The sequence below is a fragment of the Chromobacterium piscinae genome (genome assembly GCF_021129175.1).
Lineage (GTDB): Bacteria > Pseudomonadota > Gammaproteobacteria > Burkholderiales > Chromobacteriaceae > Chromobacterium > Chromobacterium piscinae.
The window spans coordinates 1-26,528 of record NZ_JAJOHV010000031.1; the positions used below are offsets into that span (position 1 = coordinate 1).

The window sequence follows — 26,528 nt, forward strand, 5'->3', positions numbered from 1 at the left end:
TCCAGCGCGGCCAGCGCGCGGCGGACGCTGGCGCAGACGTCGGCGGCGGCGGCGAAGTCGGCGGGCCCCATCACCTTGCCGTTGCGGATGCGGCGGTAGTAGGCGCGGGTGGAGTTCAGATACTGGGCGGCGGTTTCCTGGCCATCCAGCCGGCCTTCCTCCGCCATCGCTTCCAGCAACCCGACCAACTGGCGGCAGGCGGCCTCGGCCTGGGTGTTGCGCTGATCTTGTACGCGGCGTTGTTGTTGGCCCGGTTTGGGGGCGGCGGTTTTCTTGTTGCGCTCGGCCATTGTCGTGTCCTTGGTCTGCTGAGCGCGCATTCTAGCGGCGAGGGAGGCTGGCGTCTAATTCATGCAGTTCGAAGCGGGCCAGATGGTCGAAGCCGGAGGGCAGCGACACCTCGACGAAATCCTGAAGGCAGAACAGCGTGAGCTTGCCGCCGTAGACGGCGCCGGTGTCCAGATGCATCACATTGTCGTAGAGAACGGCGTCAGGCTGGGGGGTATGTCCCGCCAGGACCAGATCGATGCCGGCCACGATGCCCGCGCCGCCGTTCCGAGCGCGCTCGCGCGACCACAGCAGCGTATCGCGGTCCTGCTCATCGGGACGGCCGGCTTCCAGGCGGGCGGCCAGCGCGGTCCAGTCGTTGCCGGGGCAATCGGCGTGGAGCACGCCGATTTTGCCGCTCTCCACTTCCACTTCCAGCGCCAGCGGCAGCCGGGACAGGGCGGCGGCGCAGGCGTCCAGCTCGGCCGGGCTCAGTTCGGCTAGCCAGCGGCCGCCATTGCGCAGATGGCGCTCCAGGTCCTCCTGCGGGTTGCGCACCGCGTCCAGCGCCATCTGCTCATGATTGCCGCGCACCGCGTGAAACCAGGGCTGGGCCAGCCATTTCGTCACCATCGGGCTGTCCGGCCCTCTATCCACCAGGTCGCCCACCGACAGCAGCCGGTCGCGAGCGGGATCGAAGGCGACGATCTTGAGCAGGCGGGACAGCTGGGCGAAGCAGCCGTGCACGTCGCCGACTGCCCAGTCCCGGCCTTGGGTGTTGCGAGGCAGTTTTTCGATCAGCATCGCGGCGCGCTCCGGGCGGTTTTCTCAGCGGGCCATCCAGTCCCGGCAGAACTCGTCGCGGAAGTGGATCAGCCACTCTAGCTTGCGCTGGGCCATGTCGCGTCCGGCCTTGGTCTGCATCATGCCGGGTAGTCTGGCTAGCTTGACGTCGATATGGTCGATCGCCCAGGCCTGATCGTCCAGGCCGCGCTGCTCGGCCATCGGGTCGATCGGGTGGGCCAGCGCGCGCCCCATGCGGCCGGATACGTAGAACATGCGGGCCAGGCCAACTGGTCCCAGCGCGTCCATGCGGTCGGCGTCCTGCACGATCTTGGCCTCCAGCGTGCGGGGCGGGATGGCGGCGGAGTAGCTGTGCGCCTCGATGGCGTGGGCCAGATTGTCCAGTTGGGCGCCGGACAGGCCGCTGTCGGCCAGCAACTGCCGCGCGCGCTCGGCCGACCGGTGCGAGGCGAGCTGGCGTTGCGGATGGTTTTTGGGCAGGTTGACCAGATCGTGCAGGTAGCTGCCGGCCATGACGACGATGGGGTCAGCCTCGGGATAGTGGGCCAGCAGCTTGCGCGCGACGGCCCAGACGCGGTGGAGATGGCTGAGGTCATGGGCGCCGTCGTCGTCCGGCGGCTGGCTTTCCAGCAAGGCGATCAGGCGTTGCTGCCATTCGGTCTGTTGCTGCGGGGTCATGCGGCAGGTCCTGATGTTTGCGCGCGCCGGCGGTGCGCCGGCGTGGCGGGTTGCACGCGCCGTCCGCTGGGGAGCGGCGAAAATGACTGATTGAAAACAATCCGTATTGTCATTTTAACACCCGCAGGCGGAATCGCCGGCTAGCGCGCAGCGGAAAGCGTCATTTCCCACTGGGACAGGCGGTAGACGGCCTGGTGGCGCAGCAACAGGGAGAGCAGGGGCAGGTCGCGGCTGTCGACGTTGTTGAAGCCCAGGCGGCCGCATACGCTCAGGCTTTGCGCGGCTTGCAGCAGCTGGCTGGCGATGCCCTGGCGGCGGCAGGGCGGGCTGACCTGCAGTTCGGCGACCTCGCCGTCCGGCGACATCAGCAGCGAGCCCAGGGTCTGTCCGTCCCGGTCCACGCTCAGCCAGCGCAACGGCGGATCGGCGCGCAGCAACGATTCGCGCCGATTGGGTACGGCCTGGGGGTAGGAGAGGTCGTCGGGAGCCGGCCATCGCGCCGGATCGTGGGCCGAGTGAATGGTCACCGGCCATGCGCGGCGGGTCTGGACCTGCGCCGTCATCTGGTAGCAGTCCAGCTTGCGCAGCGGCGCGAAGCCCAGGGAGGCGTAGGCTTCGCGCGCCAGCTGGTTGCCGTCTATCACTTCCAGGCGCTGGCGGCGGATGCCGTGGGCGGCCAGCAGGCGGCTGACCAGCCCCGCCATATCGGTCAGCGCGTGGCGCCGCCGCGCGGCGGGCGCGACGCCGGCGGCGATGCAATAGCCTTCCCGTTCGCCGTCGATTTCCGGCGTCGCGCATAGCCAGAACCCGGCCAAGCTGCCATCCAGCCAGGCGCCGGCGCTCAGCTCGGGCGCCCAGCCGCGCCGACGCAACATGGCGGCCAGTTGCGGCAGGCTAGGCTGGGCGGGCACCAGGTAGTCGCTGAAAGCGTCGAGAAAACAGAGGTGGAGGTCTTCCGGCGCCAGCCCCGCCAGCGATGCGATCTTCATCGGAGGGCGGGCTCGGACGCGGTGGCGACGATGGATAGCGCGCGCTGAACGAAGGCGTCTTCTTCTCCGACCGGCGCGATGTAGAACAGAATCTCGCGGGTTTTCGCCTCGCCGGCTAGGCGCAGCAACACCCAGGCCGCGAGGTATTGCGAGGACAGGCAGCCGCCGGCGGTGGCGACATTGTCGACAACCCGGAAGGCGGCGGACGGCACGCGGATGCCAAGCTGTTCCAGCATCGGCCGGGTCATGCCGTCGGTACAGGCGACGCCGTCAGGGAGCAGGCCCAGCTGGTGTAGCACCAGCGCGCCCGAGCACTGGGAGCCTATCAACTGGCGGGACGGGTCCAGCCTCAGCTGGCTCATGATCGCGTCGTCGGCCACCCAGTCGCGGGTGCGCCAACCGCTGCCTATCAACACCGCGTCGGCGCGATTGGCGTAGGACAGGTCTTCCTGGCGCTCCACGCGCGTGCCGCTGCGGGACTGGATGACCGGGGCAGGCGAGCAGATGCGCACGTTCCAGCCCTCCGGGCTCATCCGGCCCAAGATGCCGGCGGCGATCATGGAGTCCAGCTCGTTGAAACAGTCCAGCGTGACGATGGCGATATCCATAGGGGCGATTCCGTTGCGTTGATGCATCGGCCTATGTTGTTCGCATTGGGCTGCGGGGTCAATTGCGGGGAGGGAAGGCCCCGCCGAGCGGCGGGGCGGGCGGGATCAGTCTTCCAGCCAGATCAGCGAAGCCATGCGGCCGGTCTCGCGGTCGCGGCGGTAGGAGAAGAAGCGGTCGCGGTCGATCACGGTGCAGAAGTCGCCGCCGTAGACGCGCGAGACGCCCAGCTTTTCCAGCCGCAGCCGCGCCAGCGCGTAGATGTCGGCGAGGTATTTTCCGTCGCCGATGTCTACGAAGGCATGGTCCGCCTCGGCGTCTTTCTCGACAAAGGCCTGGCGCACTTCCGTGCCCACTTCGAAGGCGTCGGGGCCGATGGCCGGGCCGAGCCAAGCCATCAATTCCGACGGCGGCAGCGCCATCGAGGCCACGGTCGCCTCGATCACGCCGTCGCACAGCCCGCGCCAGCCGGCGTGGGCCGCGGCCACTGCCCGGCCTTGCTCGTCGCACAGCAGCACCGGCAGGCAGTCGGCGGTCATAACCGCGCAGACGACGCCCGGTGCGCGGGCGAAGCTGGCGTCGGCATTGGGCGCGGCATCGCCGACGGTGGCCGCATCGGCCACAACGATGCCGTGCACCTGAGTGAGCCATGCCGGCTCGGCGGGCAGCTCGTCTCGCAGCCGCGCGCGGTTGGCCGCCACGGCCTCCGGATCGTCGCCGACATGCGCGCCCAGGTTCAGGCTGGCGTAGGGAGGCTGGCTGGCGCCGCCGTTGCGCGTGGTGGCCAGCGTGCGGACCCGGGCGGGGGCGGGCCAGTCGGCCTCGATCCAGTCCTTATCGGGCATAGATCACCTCGACGTCGCTGTCATCATCGTCGTCATCGTCCCAGTCTTCATCGTCCTCGCCATCGCCGTGGGCGAAGGTTTCGTCGTCCGCCACCGCGCCGTCGCCGCGCAACAGGTCCAGCAATGCGCGGAAGTCGTCGGGCAACGGCGCTTTCCAGCTGCGCTCTTCGCCGGTGGCCGGGTGGATCAGCGCCAGCGCGAAAGCGTGCAGCGCCTGGCGGCCCAGGGCTTTTACCGCGGCGGCGGCGTCCTCGTCCATCTTGTGGCGCGGATTGCCGTACACCGGGTCGCCTGCCAGCGGGTGGCCCGCTTCGCGCATGTGGACGCGGATCTGGTGGGTGCGGCCTGTCTCAAGCTTGCATTCCACGTAGGAATGGCTGGCGAAGCGCTCCAGCACCCGCAGATGGGTGATGGCTGGTTTGCCGCCGAATTTCAGCACCGCCATTTTCAGCCGGTTGTGAGGGTCGCGGCCGATGTTGGCGTCGATGGTGCCGTCGAAGGGCACCACGCCGTCGGCGATGGCGCGGTAGACGCGCTTCACGGTGCGGGCCTGCATCTGGCGCACCAGCTCGGTTTGGGCCGGCACGGTCTTGGCCACCACCATAAGCCCGGAGGTGTCCTTGTCCAGGCGGTGGACGATGCCGGCGCGCGGCACGTTGGCCAGCGACGGGCAGTGGTGCAGCAGGCCGTTGAGCAGGGTGCCGCTCCAGTTGCCGGAGGCGGGATGCACGACCAGGCCGGCGGGCTTGTTGATCACCAGGATGTGATCGTCCTCGAACACGATGGGCAGATCCATCGGCTCGGGCTGGAAGGCCATTTCTTCATTGGTGAGCTGCAGCGTCACTTCCAGCTTCTCGCCGCCGAGCATCTTGGTCTTGGGCGCGACGACCTGGCCGTCCACCTTCACCAGTCCGTCTTTGATCCATTGAGTCAGCCGGCTGCGGGAGTAATCGGGCAGCAATTTGGCGAGCGCGGCGTCAAGCCGTTCGCCGCACAGCGAGAGCGGCACCTCAAGAAGTTGCGTGGCGGATACCTCGTTTTCCGAGATGTCGCTATAATCGTCCGGGTCAATGTAAGGATCAGTCATGAAAAGATACGTTGTTGCAGCTATGTTGGTGATGGTGGGGCTTGCCGGGTGTGCAACCACGGAAACCTACGACGAAACGCGCGGTTGGACCGTGGAGAAGCTCTATTCGGAAGCCCACGATGAGTTGAACAGCGGCAATTATACCCGCGCAGTCAAGCTGTACGAAACGCTGGAAGCGCGCTTTCCCTACGGACGCTACGCGCAGCAGGCCCAAATGGACCTCGCCTATACCCATTACAAGGACGGCGAGCCTGAACTGGCCATCGCTTCCGCCGATCGCTTCATCAAGCTGCATCCCACGCATCCGAACCTCGACTACATCTATTATCTGAAGGGTTTGGTGTATTACAACGATGATTCGGGCCTGCTCGCCAAATGGGCCGGCCAGGACATGAGCGAACGCGATCCGCGCGCCGCCCGCGAGGCCTTCTCCGCTTTCCGCGAGCTGACCACCCGTTTTCCCAATAGCACCTACGCGCCGGACGCCAAGGCGAAGATGATCCGCCTGGTGGACGCGCTGGGCGGCAACGAGATGCACGTGGCGCGCTACTACATGAAGCGCGGCGCCTACCTGGCCGCGGCCAACCGCGCCCAGGGCGTGGTCAAGGACTACTCCAATACCAAGTATCCGGAAGAGGCGCTGGCCATCATGGTGTCGGCCTACGACAAGCTGCAGCTGCCGAAGCTGCGGGACGACGCGCGCCGCGTGCTGGCGCTCAACTATCCGCAGAGCCAGTATCTGAGCAAGTCGTGGACGGTCGAGGAAATGCCGTGGTGGAAGCTGTGGAAGTAAGCCTCTCGGCATGTTGAAATCAAACAGCCCGTCGAGAAATCGGCGGGCTGTTTTGCCGCAGGGGGCTCAGAAGTTTGCGATGCGATCACGGCAGGTCCGCGCCTCGGACATGATTCTGGCGAACAGTTCGGCCACGCTGGGCAGGTCGTCGATCAATCCTTGCGCCTGGCCGATCAATTGCACGCCTTTTTCATGGTTTCCCTCCTGTATCGCCAGGCGGATGGATTCGGTAGCGGCGCCGAACAGCGCCAACTGGCGCAGCGCTTGCGGCTGGCTGAGCATGCCGCCTATCGCCACCTTCATCACCGGCATGCCCATCCGGCGCGCCATCTGGCTGGCGCGGAAGGCGGCGGGGATCAGCCCCAGCGGCTTGCGGCAGGCGCGGCGAGCGGCGGGGGTGTCCATCATCCGGCACCACAGGCCGTCGAAATTCTTCGAGTAAAGCGTATCGCCGACGCCCCGCTGCAGCACCATGTCCTTGGTGGCGGCGTGGACCGGGCTTTCCCGGGTCATGGCCAGCCGGGAGCCCATGGCCACGGCGTCGGCTCCCAGGGCCAGCGCCGCCACCAGGCCGGCGCCGTCGGCGAAGCCCCCTGCCGCGACGATGGGCAGCGAGCTTGCGCGGCGGATGGCCGGAATCAGCACCAGCGAGGTCACGCTGCCGCCGTGGGCCGCAGCCTCGTGGCCGGTGACCAGCAGCGCGTCCGCGCCGCATCTTTCGGCTGATTGCGCGTGCTTTTCCGTCACCACGGTGGCCAGCACTTTGCCGCCGTAACGATGCGCGGCCTCGGCGATCCAGTCGCCTTTGCCCAGCGAGTAGTTGATCACCGGCACATGCTCCTCCAGCGCGACTTTGGCGTTGTCGGCCGCGCCGGGCATCATCAGCGTGCAGCCGATGCCGAAGGGTTTGTCGGTGAGCTCGCGTATGCGGCGGATGGCGGCGCGGGTGGCGTCCGCTGACAGCGGGCCGGTGGCGAGTATGCCCAGACCGCCGGCGTTGCTGACCGCCGCGACCAGTTCCGGAGTGGCGATATAACTCATGCCGGGGCAGAGCAGGGGGAGCTGGATGCCGAGCAGGCGGGTGATGGCGGTTTGCATGGAGGTGGGGGCGGGTGGTTTACAATGACGCTTCATTGTTGATGTATTTGTCCTGAATTTCAAACGAATGTTTTAATCCATGGCGCTGATCATAGTTTTGATGGGGTGGTTGTACGCGGTGTTGATGCTGGCGGCGGGGCAGCGCAGCGTGGCTGCCGGCGCGGCGGTGTTCTTCTTTCTGGGCGTGCTGCCGGTCTGGTTTGTCGCGTGGGCGGCACGCAACAGGCTCCGCAAGCGGCGGCGGGCCGCGGAGGACGAGGGAAAGGCTTGAGTCCGGCTGTCCCGGAATGCTACAATCTCGTGTTCCCCACTGTGTTGGCGGGGAATTGTTAATCCAAAACTACGCACATCCGCGCCAAAGGGTGCCCGCAGGCTGAAGCCTTCAGGGTTGTCTGCGCGGATGGAGGCTTAACCCTTTTAGGAGTTTTTGCATGTCCACCAACGTTACCATGCGTCAAATGCTTGAGGCCGGCGTTCACTTCGGCCACCAAACCCGTTTCTGGAACCCGAAGATGGCTCAGTACATCTTTGGCAGCCGCAACAAGATTCACATCATCAACCTGGAAAAGACTCTGCCGCTGTTCATCAGCGCCCAGGAATATGTGCGTCGTCTGGCCGCCAACAAGGGTACCGTAATGTTTGTTGGCACCAAGCGTCAGGCGCGTGAGATCGTCCGTGAAGAAGCTGCCCGCGCTGGCATGCCGTTTGTTGATCACCGCTGGCTCGGCGGCATGCTGACCAACTACAAGACCGTGAAGCAGTCCATCAAGCGTCTTGAAGAAAAGCGTGCCATCCTGGAAGGCGCTGACACCGGTTACAACAAGAAAGAACTGTTGGACCTGCAACGCGAAGTTGACAAGCTGGAACGCTCGCTGGGTGGTATCAAGGATATGAAGGGCCTGCCGGACGCCATCTTCGTTATCGATACTGGCTACCAGAAGGGCACCATTGTCGAAGCCAAGAAACTGGGTATCCCGGTTATCGGCGTTGTTGATACCAACAACTCCCCGGACGGCATCGATTACGTGGTTCCGGGCAACGACGACTCCTCCCGCGCTATCCGCCTGTACGCTCGCGGCATCGCCGACGCGGTACTGGAAGGTCGCGCGAACTCTCTGCAAGAGATCGTCGCAGCTGCTGAAACGGCCCAGGCCGAGTAAGCGGAAAAGGGGCGAAAGCCCCTTTTTTTGGACCCGAACATTCACGTAATCTAAATCATTCAGGAGTAGCAAGATGGCGGAAATCACCGCAAAAATGGTTTCGGATCTGCGCGTGGCCACCGGCCTCGGCATGATGGAGTGCAAGAAGGCTCTGGTTGAAGCTGACGGCGACGCGGCCAAGGCTGAAGAAATTCTGCGCATCAAGTCCGGCAACAAGGCTTCCAAGATGGCTGGCCGCCTGGCCGCCGAAGGCATCATCGGCTCCCACGTGGAAGCCGGCGTAGGCGCCCTGGTCGAAGTGAACTGCGAAACCGACTTCGTCGCCAAGGATCCGACCTTCCTGGCTCTGGCCGCCGCCGCCGCCAAGGCTGCCGTCATCGCCAATCCGGCCGATGTCGAAGCGCTGTCCGCAGTGGAAGTCGACGGCGTGTCCGTGGAGGATATCCGCAAGGCTGCCATCGCCAAGCTGGGCGAGAACATGACCATCCGTCGCTTCGTTCGCTACCAGACCGAAGGCGCGATCGCCACCTACCTGCACGGTGCCAAGATCGGCGTGATCGTCGACTACGCCGGCGCCGAGCAAGTGGGCAAGGACGTGGCCATGCACATCGCCGCCTCCAAGCCGATCTGCGTGTCCAAGGATCAGGTTTCTTCCGAAACCCTGGATCAAGAGCGCAAGATCTACAGCGCCCAGGCTGCCGAATCCGGCAAGCCGGCCGATATCGTCGCCAAGATGGTTGAAGGCCGCATCAACAAGTTCCTGGCCGAAGTGACCCTGCTGGGTCAGCCTTTCGTCAAGAACCCGGATGTGACCGTCGAGAAGCTGCTGGTCGAGCAAAAAGCCTCGGTCAAGGCGTTCGCCATGTTCGTAGTGGGCGAAGGCATCGAGAAGAAAGTAGTAGACTACGCAGCTGAAGTGGCTGCGGCTGCCAAGCTGTAAGTTTCGGCTTACCGCTTTACCAACGGCACCCTGCTTGCAGGGTGCCGTTTTGCAAACTGAACACACCATAACCGCCAATCCGAGGACATCATGAGCCAAGTTCCCGCCTATAAACGCATCCTGTTGAAACTTTCCGGCGAAGCCCTGATGGGGGATGACAACTACGGCATCAACCGCTCGACCATCGAGCAGATCGTGGGCCAGATCAAAGAAGTGGTGGCTCTGGGCGTTGAAGTGGGCATCGTGATCGGCGGCGGCAATATTTTCCGCGGCGTGGCTCCGGCGGCGGCGGGCATGGATCGCGCGACGGCGGATTACATGGGCATGATGGCCACGGTGATGAATGCGCTGGCGTTGAAGGATGCGATGACCAAGGTTGGCCTGATCGCGCGCGTGCAGTCCGCTCTGACCATGCAGCAGATTGCCGAGCCCTATGTTCGCGGCAAGGCGATGCAGTATCTGGAGGAGGGGAAGGTGGTGATTTTCGCCGCCGGCACAGGCAACCCTTTCTTCACCACCGATACCGCCGCAGCGCTGCGCGGCATGGAAATGAACGTCGACATCATGCTGAAGGCCACCAAGGTGGATGGCGTGTATACCGATGATCCGAAAAAGAATCCCGATGCGGTCCGCTATCAGAGCGTGACTTTCGATGAGGCGATCTCGCGCAATCTGAAGGTGATGGATGCTACTGCCTTCGCCCTGTGCCGCGATCAGCACCTCAATATCAAGGTGTTCAGCATCTTCAAGGATGGCGCGCTGCGCCGCGTCGTGCTTGGCGAAGACGAAGGCACGCTGGTACACTGCTGAGTTTGAAAATTGCTGAGGGCGAAAGCGGCAATGGCCGTTTTCGCCTTGTCATTTGAAGTATTCCGGGAGTGCGACATGATTAACGAAATCAAAAAATCGGCCGAACAAAAAATGCAGAAGACGCTGGAAGCGTTCAAGAACGACCTGGCCAAGGTTCGTACCGGACGCGCCCACACCGGCATTCTGGATCATGTCATGGTTGACTATTACGGCAGCGACGTGCCGGTCAATCAAGTGGCCAACGTCACCCTGATCGACGCCCGCACTATCGGTGTGCAGCCATGGGAAAAGCCGATGCTGGCCAAGATCGAAAAGGCTATCCGCGATTGCGATCTGGGCTTGAATCCGGCCTCGATGGGCGAGATCATCCGCGTGCCGATGCCGATGCTGACCGAAGAGCGTCGCAAGGACCTGATCAAGGTGGTGCGCGGCGAAGCCGAAGGCGCCCGGGTGGCCGTGCGCAACATCCGCCGCGACTCCAACACCGAATTCAAGAATCTGCTGAAGGACAAGGCCATTACCGAGGACGACGAGCGCCGCGGCCAGGACGAAATCCAGAAGCTGACTGACAAGTACACCGCCGAAGTCGATAAGATGCTGGCTGCCAAAGAAGCCGACCTGCTGGCGGTATAAGGGGCGGATCTTGTTTTCCGGTTCTTCGAAAACCGTGCCGGAGGGGTGCGAGCCGCCCCGGCATGTGGCCATCATCATGGATGGCAATGGCCGTTGGGCCAAGAAACGCTTCCTGCCGCGCGTGGCCGGCCACAAGCGCGGCCTCGATGCCGTGCGCGAGGTGGTCAAGGCCTGCAAGGAAATGGGCGTCGGTTATCTGACGCTGTTCGCTTTCTCCACCGAGAATTGGCGGCGTCCTCAGGAGGAAGTGTCTTTCCTGATGGATTTGTTTCTGCGCGCCCTCGAGCATGAAGTCTCCAAACTCCACAACAACAATATCCGCTTGAAGGTGCTGGGTTCTCGCGAGCGCTTCAGCGCGGATCTGTCTGAACGCATAGACCGCGCCGAAGCCAAGACCGCCGGCAATGACGGCTTGGTGCTAACCATCGCCGCCGATTACGGCGGCCGCTGGGATATCGTTCACGCGGTGAACCAGCTGATCGCCGAGGGGCAGTCCGCGATCACCGAATCGATGGTGACGGAGCGTCTCGGCATGGCGTGGGCGCCGGAGCCGGATCTGTTCATCCGCACCGGCGGCGAGCAGCGCATCAGCAACTTCCTGCTGTGGCAGCTGGCGTATTCCGAGTTGTACTTCACCGACCTGCTGTGGCCCGATTTCGACAAGGCGGCGCTGCAGGAGGCGATCCACTCCTACTGGCAGCGGGAGCGCCGCTTTGGCCGCACTAGCGAGCAATTGCCCGAGCACCTGCGCCGAGACAAGCTCTGACTTCATGCTGATAACGCGAATTCTCACCGCGCTCGTATTGCTGCCGCTGATGCTGGCGGCGTTGTTTCTGTTTCCCGCCGCGGCCTGGGCGGGGTTTTCCTGGTTGATCGTCGTTTTGGCGCTGTGGGAGTACGCCCGGATGGTCGGGATGTCCGTCCCCCGGCAGGCGTGCTATCTTGCGCTGTCCACGCTGTTTGCTGCCGCGGCCTGGCTGGGCCACTGGCGAATGCAGGGCTTCGAGCACGGCGCGGTGTTGGCGCTGTGGCTGCTGTTGGTTCCGGCTTGGTTGGCCAAGCGCTGGCGGATGCCGTCCGGCCTGCCGGCCTGGCTGCTGGGTTGGGCCTTGATGCTGCCGGCTTGGTTTGCCTTCCTCGAGTGGCGCCCGAATGCCACGGCGCATGACGCGCTGGCTCTGCTGGCCGTGATGGGCCTGGTATGGGTGGCCGACATCGCTGCCTATTTCTCCGGCAAGGCCTTCGGCCGACGCAAGCTGGCGCCAGCCATCAGTCCGGGCAAAAGCTGGGAGGGCGTTTACGGCGCGGTGGTCTGCGTAGCGGTCTACGTCGCGTTGGTCGATCATTTCGGCTGGCTGGACATCAAGCTGCCCTTGTGGGGCTTGTTGTTGCTGGCGCTGCCGCTGACCGCGGTCAGCGTGTGCGGCGATTTGTTGGAGTCCTGGTTCAAGCGCTCCGCGGGCATCAAGGACAGCAGCAGGCTGCTGCCGGGTCATGGCGGCGTCTACGACCGCATCGACAGCTTGATCGCCGTGCTGGCGGTCAGCAACGCCCTGCGCGCGCTGGGCGGCATGTAATTCTGGAAACATATCAATGACCAAACCTCAGGGCATTGCCGTACTGGGGGCGACCGGCAGCGTAGGCTGCAATACGCTGGATGTGATCGCCCGTCATCCGGAGCGCTACCGCGTGGTGGCGCTGACCGCCCATCGCCAGCTCGACAAGCTGTTCGAGCAGGCTCTCCGTTTTCGTCCTGACTATCTGGTGGCAGCAGATGCTTCGGCGGCGTCGGATCTGCGCGCGCGGCTGACGGACGCCGGCCTGCGCGCGGAAGTACTGCATGGCGCGGACGCGCTGGTCCAGGTGGCTTCGTTGCCGGAGGTGGACGCGGTGATGGCCGCCATCGTCGGCGCGGCCGGCTTGCCGTCGGCGCTGGCCGCGGCGCGGGCCGGCAAGCGCATTCTGCTGGCCAACAAGGAGTCGCTGGTGGTGGCTGGCCGCCTGTTTATGGATGCGGTGCGCGCCAGCGGTTCGGCGTTGCTGCCCGTGGATAGCGAGCACAGCGCCATCTTTCAATCGCTGCCCGCCGATTACGCCGCCAATCCCGACGCCGCGGGCGTGAGCAAGATCATTCTTACCGCGTCGGGCGGTCCGTTCCGCGGCCGCCCGGCCGCCGATCTGCTCCACGTCACGCCGGACGATGCCTGCCGCCATCCCAACTGGAGCATGGGCCGCAAGATTTCCGTCGATTCCGCCACGCTGATGAATAAGGGCTTGGAAGTGATCGAGGCGCGCTGGCTGTTCAATGTGCCGCCCAGCCGCATCGAGGTGGCGGTGCATCCGCAAAGCGTGATCCACTCCATGGTCCAGTACCGTGACGGCTCGGTGATGGCGCAGCTGGGGTCGCCCGACATGCGCACGCCGATCGCCTGCGCGCTGGCCTGGCCGGAGCGCATCGACGCCGGCGTGGAGCCCATGGACTTTTTCGCTCTATCCGACCTCACGTTCGAGAAGCCGGATCTTGAGCGCTTCCCTTGCCTGCAACTGGCGTTCGACGCGCTGGAGATGGGCGGCGATGCGCCGGCGGTATTGAATGCCGCCAATGAAGTGGCGGTGGCGGCGTTCCTGGAGGGGCAGCTGCGTTTCGTCGACATCCCGCGCGTGGTGTCCGCAGCGCTGGCCGGCGTGTCCTGCGCGGCCAGCGACAGCCTGGAAGGCTTGCTGGCCCGTGACCAGGAGGCGCGTCGTTTCGCCGAGGGCAGGGTGGCTGCATGCTGACGCTGCTGGCGTTTCTGGTGGCCATCGGTCTGCTGGTGACTTTTCACGAGCTGGGCCACTACTGGGTGGCCAAGCTGTGCGGCGTCAAGGTGCTGCGTTTCTCCATCGGTTTCGGTTCGCCGTTGTTGCGCTTCCGTCCGCGCGAGACGGAGTGGGTGGTGTGCCCGATTCCCTTGGGCGGCTATGTGAAAATGCTGGACGAGCGCGAGGGCCTGGTCGACGAGGCGGATCGTCCGCGGGCTTTCAACAATCAGCATGTGCTCAAGCGCATGGCCATCGTCTCCGCGGGGCCGCTGGCCAATCTGTTGCTGGCGGCGCTGCTGTACTGGGCTGTGATCGCCCAGGGCGTGCCGCAGCTGCATCCGCTGGTGGGCACCGTGGTCGAGCAGACGCCGGCCGCGGCGGCGGGTTTCAAGGAGGGCGATCGCATCCTCAGCGTGGCAGGCCGGCCTGTCGCCAGCTGGCAGGAGGTTAGGCTGGGCATCGTCGAGGCCGCGATGTCTTCCGCCGTGGTGCGGGTCGAGGTGCAGGACGCGTCAGGAGCCAGGAAGCGGCGCGATATCGATGCCCGCCGTTTCGGCGAGAAGGCCGAGCAGGCCTTGCAGCAGGGCGATCCTGGCGTGTCTCCGGCGCGTTTCCTTGCGCAGGTGGGCGTGCTGGAGGAGAAGGGCGTCGCAGCCAAGGCTGGCCTCAAGGTGGGCGACAAGCTGCAGGCGGTAAACGGTGTGATGCTCAGGAACTGGGAAGAGTGGGTGCACGTGGTGCGCAACAGCCCGGGCAAGGAGTTGTCGGTGCGCGTCGAGCGGGCCGGCAAGCCGCTGGAGATCAAGCTGCGTCCGCAGGCGGTCGCGCAGGACGATGAGGTGGTCGGCCGCATCGGCGTGGGGCCGTCGCCGGATCGCGCCTGGAGCGACCAGTTGGCCTTCACCCGGCATTACGACGCCGTAGGGGCCTTTGCCGCCGCCTGGAGCAAGACCGGCGAAACCGCCTGGATGAGCGTCAAATTTCTCGGCAACATGTTGATCGGCCGAGCCTCTTTGAACAATCTATCGGGTCCGCTGACTATCGCAAATGTCGCGGGCCAGACCGCCCGCGAGGGCTTGACGCCGTATCTGGAATTTCTGGCGCTGATCAGCGTCAGCATCGGGGTGTTGAATCTGCTTCCCATACCGGTTCTGGATGGGGGCCACTTAATGTATTATGTCGCGGAGCTGGTCAGAGGTAAGCCCGTCAGCGAACGGGTGCAATTGCTCGGACAAAAGATTGGTTTCATATTGCTGGCGTCTTTGATGGCATTTGCCATGCTGAACGATTTCAGCCGCCTATTTGGGGGTTAAAACACATTTATGAAATTGAAGCGACTCGCAGTGGCCGTAATGGGCCTGACCATGGCCACCGTTGCCATGGCTGCAGATCCGTTTGTGATCAAAGATATCCGCGTTGAAGGCCTGCAGCGTACCGAGCCGGGCACGGTCTTCAACTATCTGCCGGTCAAGGTGGGCGACACCTTTACCGATGCCAAGGCCAAAGAAGCGATCAAGGCGCTGTTCGGCACCGGCTTCTTCAACGACGTGCGCGTGGAAAGCCGCGGCGGCACGCTGATCGTCACCGTGGCGGAGCGCCCGGTGATCACCCAACTGAACATCAACGGCGCCAAGGAATTCAGCAAGGACCAGCTGAAGAAGGCGCTGAAGGACAACGGCTTCGCCGAGTCTTTGATTTTTGACCAGGCCTTGCTGGATGGCGCGGTGCAGGAACTGAAGCGCCAGTATTACAGCCGCGGCAAGTATTCGGTGGAAATCACCCCCGGCGTCACCAAGCTGGAGCGCAACCGCGTCGCCGTGACGCTGGACATCAATGAAGGCGTGACCGCGCGGATCAAGGAAATCCGCATCGTCGGCGCCAATGCTTTCGCTCAGTCCAAGCTGCTGGACGAGTTCAGCCTGACCACCGGCGGCTGGCTGTCCTGGGCCACCAAGGACGACCAGTATTCCAAGCAGAAGCTGACTGGCGATCTGGAGAAGCTGAAGGCTTTCTACCAGAACCAGGGCTATATGGAATTCGGCATCGATTCCTCCCAGGTTTCGATCAGCGCCGACAAGAAGGACATGTATCTGGTCATCAATGTGCACGAGGGCAAGAAGTACACCGTGTCCGACGTGCGCCTAGCTGGCGACCTAAAGGTGCCGGAAGCCGAATTGCTGAGCCTGGTGCAGGTGAAGCGCGGCGACACCTTCAACAATGAGAAGGTGACCGAGTCGGTGAAGGCGTTGAGCGACCGTCTGGGCAACGAGGGCTACGCTTTCGCCAACGTCAACGTGCTGCCGGACATAGATCGCGAGAAGCAAACCGCCGCCTTCACTTTCTTCGTCGATCCGGGCCGCAAGACCTATGTCCGCCGCGTCAACGTGGCAGGCAACAGCAAGACCCGCGACGAAGTGATCCGCCGCGAGCTGCGCCAACTGGAGGGCGCGCCGTACAACGCCGCCAACGTTAAGCGCAGCAAGGAGCGTCTGGAGTTGCTCGGCTACTTCGAGGATGTCAACGTCGAAACGCCGGCGGTTACGGATGCGCCGGACCAGGTAGACATGAATATCGGCCTGAAGGAACGCTCCACCGGCAGCATTTCCGGCAGCCTGGGTTATGTGCAGGGCGAGGGCCTGGTGCTGGGCGCCAACATTTCCCAGAGCAACATCTTCGGCTCCGGCAAATACATGTCGCTGGGCATGTCCACCGGCAAAGTGAACAAGAATTACTCGCTGTCGTTCACCGATCCGTATTTCACGCCGGACGGCGTCAGCCTGGGCTATGACCTGTACAACCGCGTCTACAACCCTGACGCCACGTCGATCTCCGCGTACAAGACCAGCACCGTCGGCGCCGACATGCGTTTCGGCGTGCCGATTACCGAGTACGACCGCATCAATTTCACGATTGGCGCGGAAAAGACCGACATCACCACGTATAGCAACAGCCCGCAGCAGTACATCGATTTCGTCAATCAGTACGGCAGCAGCAACTATACTTTCCTGGGCACCGTAGGCTGGGGCCGGGATACCCGCGACAGCGCGCTGTGGCCGACTCGCGGCGCCAGCATCCGCGTCAACGCCGACTTCGGTCTGCCGGGCGGCTCTTTGCAGTACTACAGCCTGACCCACCAGCAGACCTGGTTCTTCCCGCTGTCGAAGGACTTCACGCTGATGCTGAACGGCGAATTGGGCTATGCTGACGGCTACGGCAAAACCAGGCAGTTGCCGTTCTTCAAGAACTACTACATGGGCGGCCTGGGATCGGTCCGCGGCTACGACAGCAGCAGCATCGGTCCGTACGATTCGCAGGCGAACTCCTACCTTGGCGGCAACCGCAAGGTAGTGGCCAATGCGGAAATCCTGTTCCCCTTCCCGGGCATGAAGGACAACAAGTCGCTGCGCACCAGCCTGTTCTTCGATGCGGGCACCTTGTGGAACACCAACCTGACGGCATCGGAAAAGGCGTTGGGCATCACCAGCTCGCCGAGCGATGGCTTCCGCTATTCCGTGGGTCTGGCATTGACTTGGCTGTCGCCGATGGGGCCGATGAAGTTCAGTATCGCCAACCCGCTGAAGAAAGAGCAGGGAGACAAGGTCCAGCGCTTCCAATTCCAGCTGGGCACGTCGTTCTAACCGTTATCAGGATGAGATCATGAAAGCATTGAAATGGTGGCTGGCAGTGCTGAGCGTGGCGGCGCTGCCGGTTCATGCCGCCGACTTCAAGCTGGGCTTCATCAGTATCGAGCGTATTTATCGCGAAGCCGGCGTGTCTGTCGCCATCTACAAGAAGCTGGACAAGGAATTCTCCAGCCGCCGCGACGAGTTGAAGAAGATGGAGACGCGCGCCAAGGATCTGGAATCCATGCTGGCGAAGAACAGCCTGTCGCCGGACGACCGCAAGCGTTTCGAGCGGGAGTACGCGGGCTTGGATCGGGATTACCGCGCAAAATCCCGCGAGTTGGCCGAGGATTACAACCAGCGCCGCAACGAGGAATTCGCCGGGGTGACCGAGCGGGCCAACCGCGCGGTCAAGGAAATCGCCCAGCGCGAGAACTATGATCTGATCTTGCAGGAAGCGGTGTACATCAACCCCAAGTTCGATCTGACGCCGCAAGTGCTGAAAGAACTCGACAAGTAGTCGTTTAAACCGTTACCGGAGCAAGCCGACCCCGAGTCGGCTTTGTTTTTGATGTCCTACACACTCGAACATATCGTAGCGCAACTGGGCGGAGAGCTGCGCGGTCAGAACCGGGACGTGTCCCGGCTGGCTCCGCTGGATCTGGCGGGCGCCGATGAAATCGCTTTTGTCGCCAGCGCCAAATTCCGCCGCCAGATGCTGGACAGCGCGGCGGGCGCGCTGATCGTCACCGAAGCCCTGGCGGCCGAGCTTCCGGATCGTTCGCTGATTGTGGCCGCCGATCCCTATCTGTATTTCGCGCGCCTGGCCACGCTGTTCCATCCGCCGAAGACGCCGCGCGCAGGCATTCATCCGCGCGCGGTGGTGGGCGAGGGCTGCCGGATAGGCGAGAGCAGCGAGATCGCGGCCAACGCCACCGTCGGCGACAATGTCGTCATCGGCGAACGCTGCCGCATCATGCCGGGCGTGGTGGTCGGCGACGGTTGCCAGATCGGCGACGACGTCACGCTTTACCCCAACGTCACCGTCTATCATGGCTGCGTGATCGGCGATCGCGTCGGCGTGCATTCGGGCAGCGTGATCGGCGGCGACGGCTTCGGCTTGGCCTGGGACAAGGACCATTGGTTCAAGATTCCGCAAACCGGCCGCGTGGTGCTGGAGGATGACGTCGAGATCGGCGCCAACACCACGGTGGACCGCGGCGCGCTGGCCGACACGGTGATCCGCAAGGGCGCCAAGATAGATAATCTGGTGCAGATTGCCCATAACGTCGAAATCGGCGAGCATACCGCTATCGCCGGCTGCGTCGGCATCGCCGGCAGCACCAAGATAGGCGCGCGCTGCACCGTGGGCGGCGCGGCGATGTTCGTCGGCCACATCGAAGTGGCGGACCGCACCCACATCGGCGGCGGCACCCTGGTGTCGAAGTCGATCAAGGAGGCCGGCAACTACGCGTCCTCCTACCCGTTGCAAAGCATGAAGGACTGGCTGTCGAACGCCGTCCACGTGCGCCATCTGGACGATTTCGCCAAGCGCGTGAAGCAGCTTGAGCGAGAACTGGAAACACTGAAAAAATCGAAGGAAGAACCTCATGAGTGAACACGCTGTCTCGATCGATGTCCGCGAGATCATGCGCTGCCTGCCGCATCGTTACCCGTTCCTGCTGGTTGACCGCGTCACCGAGCTGGAGCCCGACGTGCGCATCAAGGCGCTGAAGAACGTCACCATCAATGAGCCGTTCTTCGTCGGCCATTTCGAACAATATCCGGTGATGCCGGGCGTGCTGATCATCGAAGCGCTGGCGCAGGCCGCCGGCATCCTGGCGATTAAGAGCCAGGGCGAGCGCGCCGACAACGAGCTGTACTTCTTCGTCGGCATAGACAACGCCCGCTTCAAGCGCCAGGTGGTGCCGGGCGACCAGCTGGTATTCGAAGTGACGCAGAAGACCGTCAAGCGCGGCATCGGCAAGTACGTCGCCCGCGCGCTGGTGGACGGCCAGGTGGCTTGCGAGGCCGAGATCATGTGCGCCCGCCGCGAGGTGTGAACATGGCCATCCATCCGACAGCAATCGTAGATCCCAAGGCGCAGATCGCCGACGACGTCGAAATCGGCGCCTATTCCATCATCGGCCCCCATGTCAGCATCGGGGCCGGCAGCTGGATCGGCCCGCACGTGGTGATCGAAGGCCATACCTCCATCGGCAAGAACAACCGAATCTTCCAGTTCTGCTCGCTGGGCGCCATTCCGCAGGATCTGAAGTACGCCGGCGAGCCGACGCGGCTGGAGATCGGCGACAACAACACCATCCGCGAATTCTGCACCTTCAACACCGGTACGGTGCAAGACGGCGGCGTCACCCGAATCGGTAGCGACAACTGGATCATGGCCTATGTGCACATCGCGCATGACTGCCAGGTCGGCAACCACATCATTCTGGCCAATAACGCCACCTTGGCTGGCCATGTCCACCTCGGCGATTGGGTGTTCCTGGGCGGCTTTACCAGCGTGCATCAGTTCGTCATCGTCGGCGAGCACGCGATGACGGCCTTCGCCAGCGCGGTGGCTCAGGATATTCCGGCCTTTGTGACGGCGCACGGCAACCGCGCGGTGCCTTCCGGCATCAACGCCGAGGGCATGAAGCGCCGCGGCTTCACGCCGGAGCAGATCCGCCGCGTCCGCAACGCCTACAAGACGCTGTATCGCCAGGGTTTGAGCTACGAGGAGGCCAAGGCCGCCATTCTGGCGGAAGCTGGCGAGGGGCATGCCGAGCTGGCGCCGTTCGTACGTTTCTTTGAACAATCGGCGCGAGGCATCATCCGCTGAGCTTATGAGCGATCAACTTTTCAAGCGCAAGGGGGCCTTGAAGGTTGCCATGGTGGCCGGGGAGGCTTCCGGCGATCTGCTGGCCGCCCACCTGATGGACGCGCTGCGCGCGCACCGCAGCGATATCGAATTCGCCGGCATCGGCGGTCCGCGCATGGAGGCCCGCGGCTTTCACAGCATGGTGCCGCAGGAAAAGCTGGCGGTGCGCGGCTATTCCGAAGTGCTGAAGAGCCTGCCCGAGCTGCTGAAGATTCGCCGCCGGCTGCGCGAGCAGTTGCTGGCGGAGAGGCCGGACGTGTTCATCGGCGTGGACGCGCCGGATTTCAATCTGGGGCTGGAGGCCGGATTGAAGAAGGCCGGCATTCCCACCGTGCACTATGTCAGCCCGTCGGTGTGGGCGTGGCGGCCGGAGCGCATCCAGAAGATAGGCCGCGCGGTCAATCATGTGCTCTGCCTGTTCCCGATGGAGCCGCCGCTGTACCGCCAGGCCGGAGTGCCGGTCACCTATGTCGGCCATCCGCTGGCCAGCGAGATACCGCTGGAGCCGGACAAGGAGGCGATGCGCGACCAACTGGGACTGCCGCAGGGCGTGCCGGTGTTCACGCTGATGCCGGGCAGCCGCCGGAGCGAGCTGGAATACATGGCGCCCATCTATCTGGACACCGCGCGCCTGTTGCTGCGCCAGTATCCGGACGCCCAGTTCCTGGTGCCGCTGGCCACCCGCGCCACCATGGACCAGTTCGAACAGATGCTGTACCGCTTCAAGGCGCGCGACCTGCCCATCCGCAGGCTGTTCGGCCATGCGCAGATGGCGACCATCGCCAGCGACGTGGTGCTGGTCACCAGCGGCACGGCGACGCTGGAGGTGGCTTTGACCAAGCGGCCGATGGTGATCAGCTACAAGCTGTCCGCCTTCACCTACCGGCTGGTCAAGCGCAAGATCCGGCTGCCGTACGTCGGCTTGCCCAATATCCTGTGCGGCCGGTTCGTGGTGCCGGAGCTGTTGCAGAAGCAAGCCACGCCGCAAAAGCTGGCGGAAGAGATGCAGCGGCTATACACCGATCCTGCGGCCCGAATTGAAATGGAAAAGGCCTTCACCGAGCTGCATCTGGCGTTGAAGCAGGATACCGCCACCCGCGCCGCGCGCGCGGTGCTGGAGGTGGCGCGATGCCATTGATTTGCGGCGTCGACGAGGCCGGCCGCGGGCCGTTGGCCGGCGCGGTCTTCACCGCGGCGGTCATTCTCGACCCCGCCAAGCCCATCGCCGGTTTAGCCGACTCCAAGGTGTTGAGCGAAGCGAAGCGCGACGCGCTGGCGGAGTTGATCAAGCGCGACGCGCTGGCCTGGTGCATCGCCAGCGCCAGCGTCGAGGAGATCGACAAGCTCAACATTCTGCACGCCACCATGCTGGCCATGACGCGCGCGGTGGAGGGACTGCCGGTGCGTCCGGACCTGGCGCAGATAGACGGCAACCGCGTGCCCAAGCATCTGCCGGTGCCGGGCGAGGCCATCGTCAAGGGCGACGCCAAGGTGGCGGCCATCTCCGCCGCGTCCATCCTGGCCAAGACCGCGCGCGACGCCGAGCTGGTGGCGCTGGACGCTTTGCATCCGCAATACGGTTTCGCCCGCCACAAGGGCTATCCCACCGCCGAGCATCTGGCCGCCATCGAAGCCTACGGCGTCCTGCCGGCGCACCGGAAAACCTTCGGCCCGGTCAGGGCTTGGCTGGCCAGCCACCAGGGAGCGTTGTTCTAGCATGGCGGAGCAGGGCGGCAAGCGCTGTTTTCCGCCTGTGGCGGACGCCGATACCCGGTTGCTGATCCTGGGCTCGTTGCCCGGCGACGCTTCTCTGGCGGCCAGCCAGTACTATGCCCACCCACGCAACCAATTTTGGCGCCTGCTGGGCGAAGTGCTGGGACGGGATCTGGTTTCCCTGCCCTACGAAGAACGCCTGATGGCCTTGCGCGAGTCGGGCGTGGGCCTGTGGGACGTGGTGGCCCAGGCCAGCCGCAAGGGTAGCCTCGACGCCGATCTGAGGGAAATCCGGCATAACGATCTGAGCGATTTCGCCGCCAGCCTGCCCGCCTTGCGGGCGGTGGCTTTCAACGGCGCGACCGCCGCGAAGGCGGAAGCGCAGCTGGCCGGGCTGGGCCTCGCCGTTGCGCGTTTGCCCTCGTCCAGCCCGGCGCATACGCTGGCCTACGAGGCAAAACTTGCGGTCTGGCGGCAGTTGGAACGATATTTAGACTTGTCAGCGTAATTTCGCACCCAGCCGGAGGGTTGCCGATGAACCGTTATTGCATCTGGTTTGTCACCACGGACGACAGCGTGATGCGTCGCGCGGAAGTCGCCATCAATGGTGTGATCCACAGTCATCAGGTGCTGGAGGAAATCGAGGGGCAGCTGGCCGGGGAGTGCGGTCTCAGCCAGGTGATGATCGTGGACTGGAAGCGCTTCGAAACGCCGGAGCAGGATGGCGGCCGGCTGGTGCGGGTGGCCTGATCGTTTTCCTAACGGCCTTCATGCCGCGAACCCGCGCCTGGAGGGACTGGCGGCGAGACTAATCCGCAGAACTGTCCAGGTGTCCCTGCTCGACGCATGCTTGCCGGGTGGCTTGGAACTGGGCGATTACCTGCGCGATCTGCGGCGCCGGCGCGCAATTGGATTGCAGCGACTGGCTTTCCAGCTCCTGGCAGCGTTGGGCCAGGCTGGCGAAGCCCAGCGTCACCGCCCCTCCTTTCATGCCATGGGCCAGATGAAACAGGTTTTCCCGATCCGGTTGCCGCTGGTTGAGCCGCAATTGCCGGACCGATTCCTGGTGGCTGGCGAAGTATTGCTCTACCAGCTGTCGGTATTGCTGATCGGACAGTAGTTCGACGAAATCAGTGATGGTGCGCGCGTCTAGGACGGGTTCTTCCCTCGGCTGCGGCGCGGCGCTGGGCGCCGGCGGAAACTGTTTCTGCAGCACCGCCAGCAGCTGATCGCGGCTCAGCGGCTTGGTCAGAAAGTCGTCCAGCCCCTGTTCCAGCATCTGCTGGCGGGTTTCCGGGAAGGCGTCCGCGGTCAGCGCGACGATAGGCATTCTGGGCGTCAGAGCCCTCTCTCTAAGTCCGCGCGCGGTTTTGACGCCGTCCATACCCGGCATATGCAGGTCCATCAGCACCAGGTCGAAGGGTTGTGAGGCGGCCAGACGCAGCGCTTCGGGACCGTCCGACGCCAGCGTTGGCTGCTGGTTCAGCCTTTCCAGCAGCGCTTGCAGATACTTGCGGTTCACCGCGTTGTCGTCCACCACCAGGATTCTCAGCGGCCTGCTTAGCGTATCGTGGCTGGAGAAGGACTCGATGGCTTCGGGCGGGATGTCCGGCGCGTCGATCACTCTCAGCGGCAACGTCAGTTGAAAGCAACTGCCTTGGGCGGGGACGCTGTTGACCGAGATCTCGCCGCCCATCAACCGGGCCAGGTTTTGCGAAATCTCCAAGCCCAGGCCGCTGCCGCCGTACTGGCGGGCGGTGGAGCCGTCGCCTTGGGAAAAGCGCTTGAACAGTTTCGTCTGAGTAGCTTGGTCCATGCCGATGCCGGTATCGGTTACCACTAACAGCAGCTGGGCCGTGCCCGGCTGCTCTCCCGGCGGCGCAGAAGCGTGAACAGTGACGCCTCCCCGCTCGGTGAACTTGACGGCGTTGCTCAGCAGGTTGAGCAATATCTGTCGCAGACGAGTCGGGTCCAGTTCTACCCATTCCGGAATTTCCGACGCCATGTCCAGGTTCAGCATCAGGCCCTTGGCCTGCGCTTGGGCGTTCATCAGATTGGCCACCTCGCGCAGAAGATAGGCCAGGTTGCAGGTGACCGGCGCCAGTTCAAGCTTGCCCGACTCCAGCTTGCTGGCGTCCAGAACATCGTTCAGCAGCAGCAGCAGATGGCGCGCCGATTCCTCGGCCATGCGGATGTAGTTGGCCTGGTTGACGCTGGGGTGGGTGTCAGTCAGCAGCGCCAGCATGCCTAGCACGCCGTTGAGCGGCGTGCGTATTTCGTGGCTCATATTGGCGAGGAAGACGCTTTTGGCGAGGCTGCCGGCCTCCGCCTGGCGGCGGGCACCCTCCAGGCTGTCGGTCAGCGTTTCCAACGCCCGGCGGCGTTTCTCCAGTTGCCGCAATTGCCGGATAACTGTGAAACCGAAACCGAAGATCAGCACCCATTCAAAGCCCATCAGCCAATTGCTGACCGTGATGTATTGCTGCATGGTGCGGTTTCGATTATCCACCTGCAGGGCCGCTGCCTGGTTGGCCAGCAGGGACAAGTCGTGCAGGCCGTCTGACAGGGAGGCGGACAGCTGTTCCAACCGCGCCAGGCGGGCAGGGCTGTGGGCTGCAGGCTCTGCGCTGAAATAGGCGTCGCCCTGGCGGACGAAGGCGTCCAGCCGGCTTTGCATCAGCAAGTACTGCGGCTGATCCTGCAGCAGCAGCCGATATTGGCCGCCGCGTATGATGCCGATGCGGCTGACGAAGATGTCGTAGCGCTGTTGCAGCTGGTCCGATGTGATCTGGTTGTGTTGCGCCGCGTGCAGCATGGCGCGGAGATGGAGATTCTCCGCCTCCAGCTGGAAGTAGGCCCAGATGGTGTTGTCGTCCTGGTAGAGCACCGCGCTGGTGAGCGTTTGGGATTGCCGGTGCTGGACATAGGCGGCTCCGGCGAACACGCATAGCAGGGTGATGCCGATGGCCGCCAACATCCGCCAGGAAGTGGATTGCTCTTTGCCCTGGGTCATGGCCTCATTCCACCTGCAGCGACTTCAATTGCCAGGCGGAGCGGCCGTAGTAGATTTCCGAACGGAGCGCGGGTTGGCTGTCGTAGGGGTAGACGATGAACAGCGGACCCTTGTCCCGCACCGGCATCGGCTTGCCGTTGAGCAAGCGGGCCAGCACTACCTGGTAGCGTGCGACGTCGTCCAGCGGGATGTCGGTCTTGTAATCGTTCAGCGCGATGGCTTTCAGCATTCGGCCTTTCGCGCCGACTAGATTGAGCACGTCCTGCAGATAGGGGCCGGTGAAGCGGCTGACACCCGGCAGCCACGGGGTGCGGGTGGATATGGTGTGCTGCGGCAGCGCCGCGAGCATGTTCATGTCGAACACCGCGTCGTTGTCGTGATTCTTGTTGCTGATCTGGCCGCTGATGGTCAACACCACCTTGCCGGCGGGGCTGGGTAGCGGTGGGTTTTCCGCGTGGCTCGGCTGGATGGCCAGGAGCAGCAGGATCAGGATGGCGCGACCGACGGCGGGCATGGCTAGGCTCCTAATATATTCCGGATTCAAGCGGTATCGGAAAGGTTGGGCGCGGCATGAAGGAAAACGCCGCGGTGTTTCAGCAGCCAGCGGCGGAAGCTTTCCGCGTCCACCGGCGGGGAGATGAAGGAGCCCTGGGCGATTTCCACGCCCAGTTGCCGGCAAAGCTGCCATTCCGACTCCGTCGCCACGCCTTCCGCCACCACATCCAGGCCCAGCTGCCGGCCGAGCTCGGCGCTGGCGCGGACGATGGAGAAATTGGTCGGATTGAGCGCGGCGTCGATGACGAAGCCCTTGTCTATCTTCAGTTCGGTGAAAGGAATGCGGGATAGGCGGTCCATGCTGGCGAAGCCGGTGCCGAAATCGTCTATGGATAGCCGCGCGCCTTTCAGCCGCAGGCGGGTGAGCAATTCCAGCGCGCGCGTCGGATTGGCCATCAGGCCGGTTTCCGTCACTTCCACGATCAGGCGGCTGAAGGGAAAGCCGCAATCGTTGAGTATGCGCTCGAAGCGGGATACCAGCGCGATTTCGTTCAGCGACTCCACCGATAGGTTCAGAGACATCGCCAGCGGCGTCTCGCTGGGTAGTCTGTCCATGATGACAGCCGCCTGCCGCAGCATCTGCAGAGTCAGTTCGGTGATCAGGCTGGAGTTTTCCGCCAACTGGATGAACTGCTGGGGGCCTATCAATCCGAGCCGGGGATGCTGCCATCGCGCCAGGACTTCCGCCGAACGTATCTGGCCGCCTTCCATCGCGACCTGGGGCTGTAGGAACGGACGGAGCTCGCCCTTGCCGATGGCGGCGCGCAGCTCCTCCTCCGTGGGCGGAGACACGACGCTTGGGATGTGGCGGCTGGCAGGGGGGGGCTGATTGATCAGGCTTTGCAGTGTCTGGTGGTTGATGGGTTTGGGCAGTACGCCCGCCAGCCATAGATCGTACATGCGGGCCAGTTCCGCCACCGACTCCATCACTCTTTCATCGAAGCTGCTGGAAATCAGCAGCATGCCCTGGAAGGCGCGCTCGCCCAGATGGCGGACGAACTCGATGCCGTCCATGCGCGGCATGTCGAGGTCGCAGAAGATCACGTCGAAATGCCGATCGCCAGCATCCAGCTGGATCAGCGCATCCAGGCCGTCGCTGGCCACCACCACGTTTTCGTAGCCGAGGCGTTGCAACACCATCACGAGAAATTGCTGCGATACGGTATCGTCGTCTATGACCAGTATCTGGTGCATCGCCTCTCCCATGGCGCCAGACCGCCATACGGTGTGG

General features: G+C 63.8%; 30 protein-coding genes. 19 read left to right on the top strand and 11 right to left on the bottom strand.

The window, feature by feature from the left end; translation table 11 throughout:
• The 7 genes from LQR33_RS10470 to rluD form a co-directional block, all read right to left on the bottom strand.
• A partial coding sequence (locus LQR33_RS10470) for a hypothetical protein (protein WP_231468832.1) occupies positions 1 to 290 on the bottom strand: 290 nt, incomplete at its 3' end.
• A gap of 31 nt (positions 291 to 321) precedes the next feature.
• A complete protein-coding gene (locus LQR33_RS10475) occupies positions 322 to 1,071 on the bottom strand; it encodes a metallophosphoesterase (protein WP_231468834.1) in 750 nt (249 codons plus the stop codon).
• Between the two features lie 24 nt (positions 1,072 to 1,095).
• Positions 1,096 to 1,749 (bottom strand): HD domain-containing protein, encoded by a 654-nt coding sequence (locus tag LQR33_RS10480; RefSeq protein ID WP_231468836.1) that lies wholly within the window; start codon positions 1,747 to 1,749, stop codon positions 1,096 to 1,098.
• Positions 1,750 to 1,889: 140 nt separating this feature from the next.
• Positions 1,890 to 2,738, bottom strand: a complete 849-nt coding sequence (locus tag LQR33_RS10485) for a GNAT family N-acetyltransferase (RefSeq protein ID WP_221667236.1) — start codon at positions 2,736 to 2,738, stop codon at positions 1,890 to 1,892.
• Positions 2,735 to 3,346, bottom strand: a complete 612-nt coding sequence (locus LQR33_RS10490) for a type 1 glutamine amidotransferase family protein (protein WP_221666296.1) — start codon at positions 3,344 to 3,346, stop codon at positions 2,735 to 2,737. Before LQR33_RS10490 ends, LQR33_RS10485 begins: the two co-directional genes overlap by 4 nt.
• Before the next feature lie 105 nt (positions 3,347 to 3,451).
• Complete coding sequence (gene pgeF, locus LQR33_RS10495) at positions 3,452 to 4,189, bottom strand: peptidoglycan editing factor PgeF (RefSeq protein WP_231468838.1); 738 nt, start codon at positions 4,187 to 4,189, stop codon at positions 3,452 to 3,454.
• A complete protein-coding gene (gene rluD, locus LQR33_RS10500; RefSeq protein ID WP_221665029.1) occupies positions 4,179 to 5,276 on the bottom strand; it encodes a 23S rRNA pseudouridine(1911/1915/1917) synthase RluD in 1,098 nt (365 codons plus the stop codon). The genes pgeF and rluD overlap by 11 nt, the downstream gene beginning before the upstream one ends.
• Here rluD and LQR33_RS10505 point away from each other — a divergent pair.
• Positions 5,275 to 6,069, top strand: a complete 795-nt coding sequence (locus LQR33_RS10505; RefSeq protein ID WP_166440631.1) for an outer membrane protein assembly factor BamD — start codon at positions 5,275 to 5,277, stop codon at positions 6,067 to 6,069. The genes rluD and LQR33_RS10505 overlap by 2 nt on opposite strands.
• Before the next feature lie 66 nt (positions 6,070 to 6,135).
• Here LQR33_RS10505 and LQR33_RS10510 read toward each other — a convergent pair whose 3' ends face one another.
• A complete protein-coding gene (locus LQR33_RS10510; protein WP_269326240.1) occupies positions 6,136 to 7,203 on the bottom strand; it encodes an NAD(P)H-dependent flavin oxidoreductase in 1,068 nt (355 codons plus the stop codon).
• 43 nt (positions 7,204 to 7,246) lie between these two features.
• On the opposite strand from LQR33_RS10510, the gene LQR33_RS10515 reads away from it, so the two are divergent.
• The 18 genes from LQR33_RS10515 to LQR33_RS10600 all read left to right on the top strand — a co-directional run bounded on the left by LQR33_RS10515 (position 7,247) and on the right by LQR33_RS10600 (position 22,479).
• Positions 7,247 to 7,438, top strand: a complete 192-nt coding sequence (locus LQR33_RS10515) for a hypothetical protein (RefSeq protein WP_166440629.1) — start codon at positions 7,247 to 7,249, stop codon at positions 7,436 to 7,438.
• 160 nt (positions 7,439 to 7,598) lie between these two features.
• Entirely contained in the window at positions 7,599 to 8,327 is a 729-nt protein-coding gene (gene rpsB, locus LQR33_RS10520; RefSeq protein ID WP_021477860.1) for a 30S ribosomal protein S2, read from the top strand.
• Positions 8,328 to 8,400: 73 nt separating this feature from the next.
• Positions 8,401 to 9,267 (top strand): translation elongation factor Ts, encoded by an 867-nt coding sequence (gene tsf, locus LQR33_RS10525; RefSeq protein WP_231468842.1) that lies wholly within the window; start codon positions 8,401 to 8,403, stop codon positions 9,265 to 9,267.
• Positions 9,268 to 9,357: 90 nt separating this feature from the next.
• Positions 9,358 to 10,077, top strand: a complete 720-nt coding sequence (gene pyrH, locus LQR33_RS10530; RefSeq protein WP_166440628.1) for a UMP kinase — start codon at positions 9,358 to 9,360, stop codon at positions 10,075 to 10,077.
• Positions 10,078 to 10,152: 75 nt separating this feature from the next.
• Positions 10,153 to 10,710 (top strand): ribosome recycling factor, encoded by a 558-nt coding sequence (frr, locus tag LQR33_RS10535; protein ID WP_166440627.1) that lies wholly within the window; start codon positions 10,153 to 10,155, stop codon positions 10,708 to 10,710.
• 76 nt (positions 10,711 to 10,786) lie between these two features.
• Positions 10,787 to 11,476 carry a polyprenyl diphosphate synthase gene (uppS, locus tag LQR33_RS10540; RefSeq protein WP_231468889.1) on the top strand — a complete coding sequence of 230 codons (690 nt, stop codon included), beginning with the start codon at positions 10,787 to 10,789 and terminating at the stop codon, positions 11,474 to 11,476.
• Between the two features lie 4 nt (positions 11,477 to 11,480).
• Positions 11,481 to 12,287 (top strand): phosphatidate cytidylyltransferase, encoded by an 807-nt coding sequence (locus LQR33_RS10545; RefSeq protein WP_231468844.1) that lies wholly within the window; start codon positions 11,481 to 11,483, stop codon positions 12,285 to 12,287.
• A gap of 16 nt (positions 12,288 to 12,303) precedes the next feature.
• The gene (ispC, locus tag LQR33_RS10550) at positions 12,304 to 13,488 is read left to right on the top strand and encodes a 1-deoxy-D-xylulose-5-phosphate reductoisomerase (RefSeq protein ID WP_231468846.1); all 1,185 of its coding nucleotides are present in this window, start codon (positions 12,304 to 12,306) and stop codon (positions 13,486 to 13,488) included.
• The gene (gene rseP / locus LQR33_RS10555) at positions 13,482 to 14,825 is read left to right on the top strand and encodes an RIP metalloprotease RseP (RefSeq protein WP_166440623.1); all 1,344 of its coding nucleotides are present in this window, start codon (positions 13,482 to 13,484) and stop codon (positions 14,823 to 14,825) included. Before ispC ends, rseP begins: the two co-directional genes overlap by 7 nt.
• Positions 14,826 to 14,834: 9 nt before the next feature.
• On the top strand, positions 14,835 to 17,150 hold the full coding sequence (gene bamA / locus LQR33_RS10560) for an outer membrane protein assembly factor BamA (protein WP_166440622.1): 2,316 nt from the start codon (positions 14,835 to 14,837) through the stop codon (positions 17,148 to 17,150).
• A gap of 19 nt (positions 17,151 to 17,169) precedes the next feature.
• Positions 17,170 to 17,655 carry an OmpH/Skp family outer membrane protein gene (locus LQR33_RS10565; protein WP_166440621.1) on the top strand — a complete coding sequence of 162 codons (486 nt, stop codon included), beginning with the start codon at positions 17,170 to 17,172 and terminating at the stop codon, positions 17,653 to 17,655.
• Between the two features lie 51 nt (positions 17,656 to 17,706).
• On the top strand, positions 17,707 to 18,753 hold the full coding sequence (gene lpxD / locus LQR33_RS10570; RefSeq protein WP_231468848.1) for a UDP-3-O-(3-hydroxymyristoyl)glucosamine N-acyltransferase: 1,047 nt from the start codon (positions 17,707 to 17,709) through the stop codon (positions 18,751 to 18,753).
• Complete coding sequence (gene fabZ, locus LQR33_RS10575) at positions 18,746 to 19,198, top strand: 3-hydroxyacyl-ACP dehydratase FabZ (RefSeq protein WP_166440619.1); 453 nt, start codon at positions 18,746 to 18,748, stop codon at positions 19,196 to 19,198. The genes lpxD and fabZ overlap by 8 nt, the downstream gene beginning before the upstream one ends.
• Positions 19,199 to 19,200: 2 nt before the next feature.
• Positions 19,201 to 19,977 carry an acyl-ACP--UDP-N-acetylglucosamine O-acyltransferase gene (gene lpxA / locus LQR33_RS10580; RefSeq protein WP_166440618.1) on the top strand — a complete coding sequence of 259 codons (777 nt, stop codon included), beginning with the start codon at positions 19,201 to 19,203 and terminating at the stop codon, positions 19,975 to 19,977.
• 4 nt (positions 19,978 to 19,981) lie between these two features.
• A complete protein-coding gene (gene lpxB, locus LQR33_RS10585; protein ID WP_166440617.1) occupies positions 19,982 to 21,154 on the top strand; it encodes a lipid-A-disaccharide synthase in 1,173 nt (390 codons plus the stop codon).
• Positions 21,145 to 21,732 (top strand): ribonuclease HII, encoded by a 588-nt coding sequence (rnhB, locus tag LQR33_RS10590; RefSeq protein WP_205692601.1) that lies wholly within the window; start codon positions 21,145 to 21,147, stop codon positions 21,730 to 21,732. Before lpxB ends, rnhB begins: the two co-directional genes overlap by 10 nt.
• 1 nt (position 21,733) lies before the next feature.
• Positions 21,734 to 22,237, top strand: a complete 504-nt coding sequence (locus LQR33_RS10595) for a DNA-deoxyinosine glycosylase (RefSeq protein WP_166440616.1) — start codon at positions 21,734 to 21,736, stop codon at positions 22,235 to 22,237.
• Between the two features lie 26 nt (positions 22,238 to 22,263).
• Positions 22,264 to 22,479 carry a hypothetical protein gene (locus LQR33_RS10600; protein WP_021477844.1) on the top strand — a complete coding sequence of 72 codons (216 nt, stop codon included), beginning with the start codon at positions 22,264 to 22,266 and terminating at the stop codon, positions 22,477 to 22,479.
• A 58-nt stretch (positions 22,480 to 22,537) separates the two neighbouring features.
• Here LQR33_RS10600 and LQR33_RS10605 read toward each other — a convergent pair whose 3' ends face one another.
• The 3 genes from LQR33_RS10605 to LQR33_RS10615 are packed head-to-tail and all read right to left on the bottom strand — an operon-like array spanning position 22,538 to position 26,491.
• Positions 22,538 to 24,742, bottom strand: a complete 2,205-nt coding sequence (locus tag LQR33_RS10605; RefSeq protein WP_166440615.1) for an ATP-binding protein — start codon at positions 24,740 to 24,742, stop codon at positions 22,538 to 22,540.
• 4 nt (positions 24,743 to 24,746) lie between these two features.
• Positions 24,747 to 25,256, bottom strand: a complete 510-nt coding sequence (locus LQR33_RS10610; protein ID WP_166440614.1) for a putative pterin-binding protein — start codon at positions 25,254 to 25,256, stop codon at positions 24,747 to 24,749.
• A gap of 26 nt (positions 25,257 to 25,282) precedes the next feature.
• Complete coding sequence (locus LQR33_RS10615; RefSeq protein ID WP_166440613.1) at positions 25,283 to 26,491, bottom strand: EAL domain-containing response regulator; 1,209 nt, start codon at positions 26,489 to 26,491, stop codon at positions 25,283 to 25,285.
• Between the last annotated feature and the right edge of the window lie 37 nt (positions 26,492 to 26,528).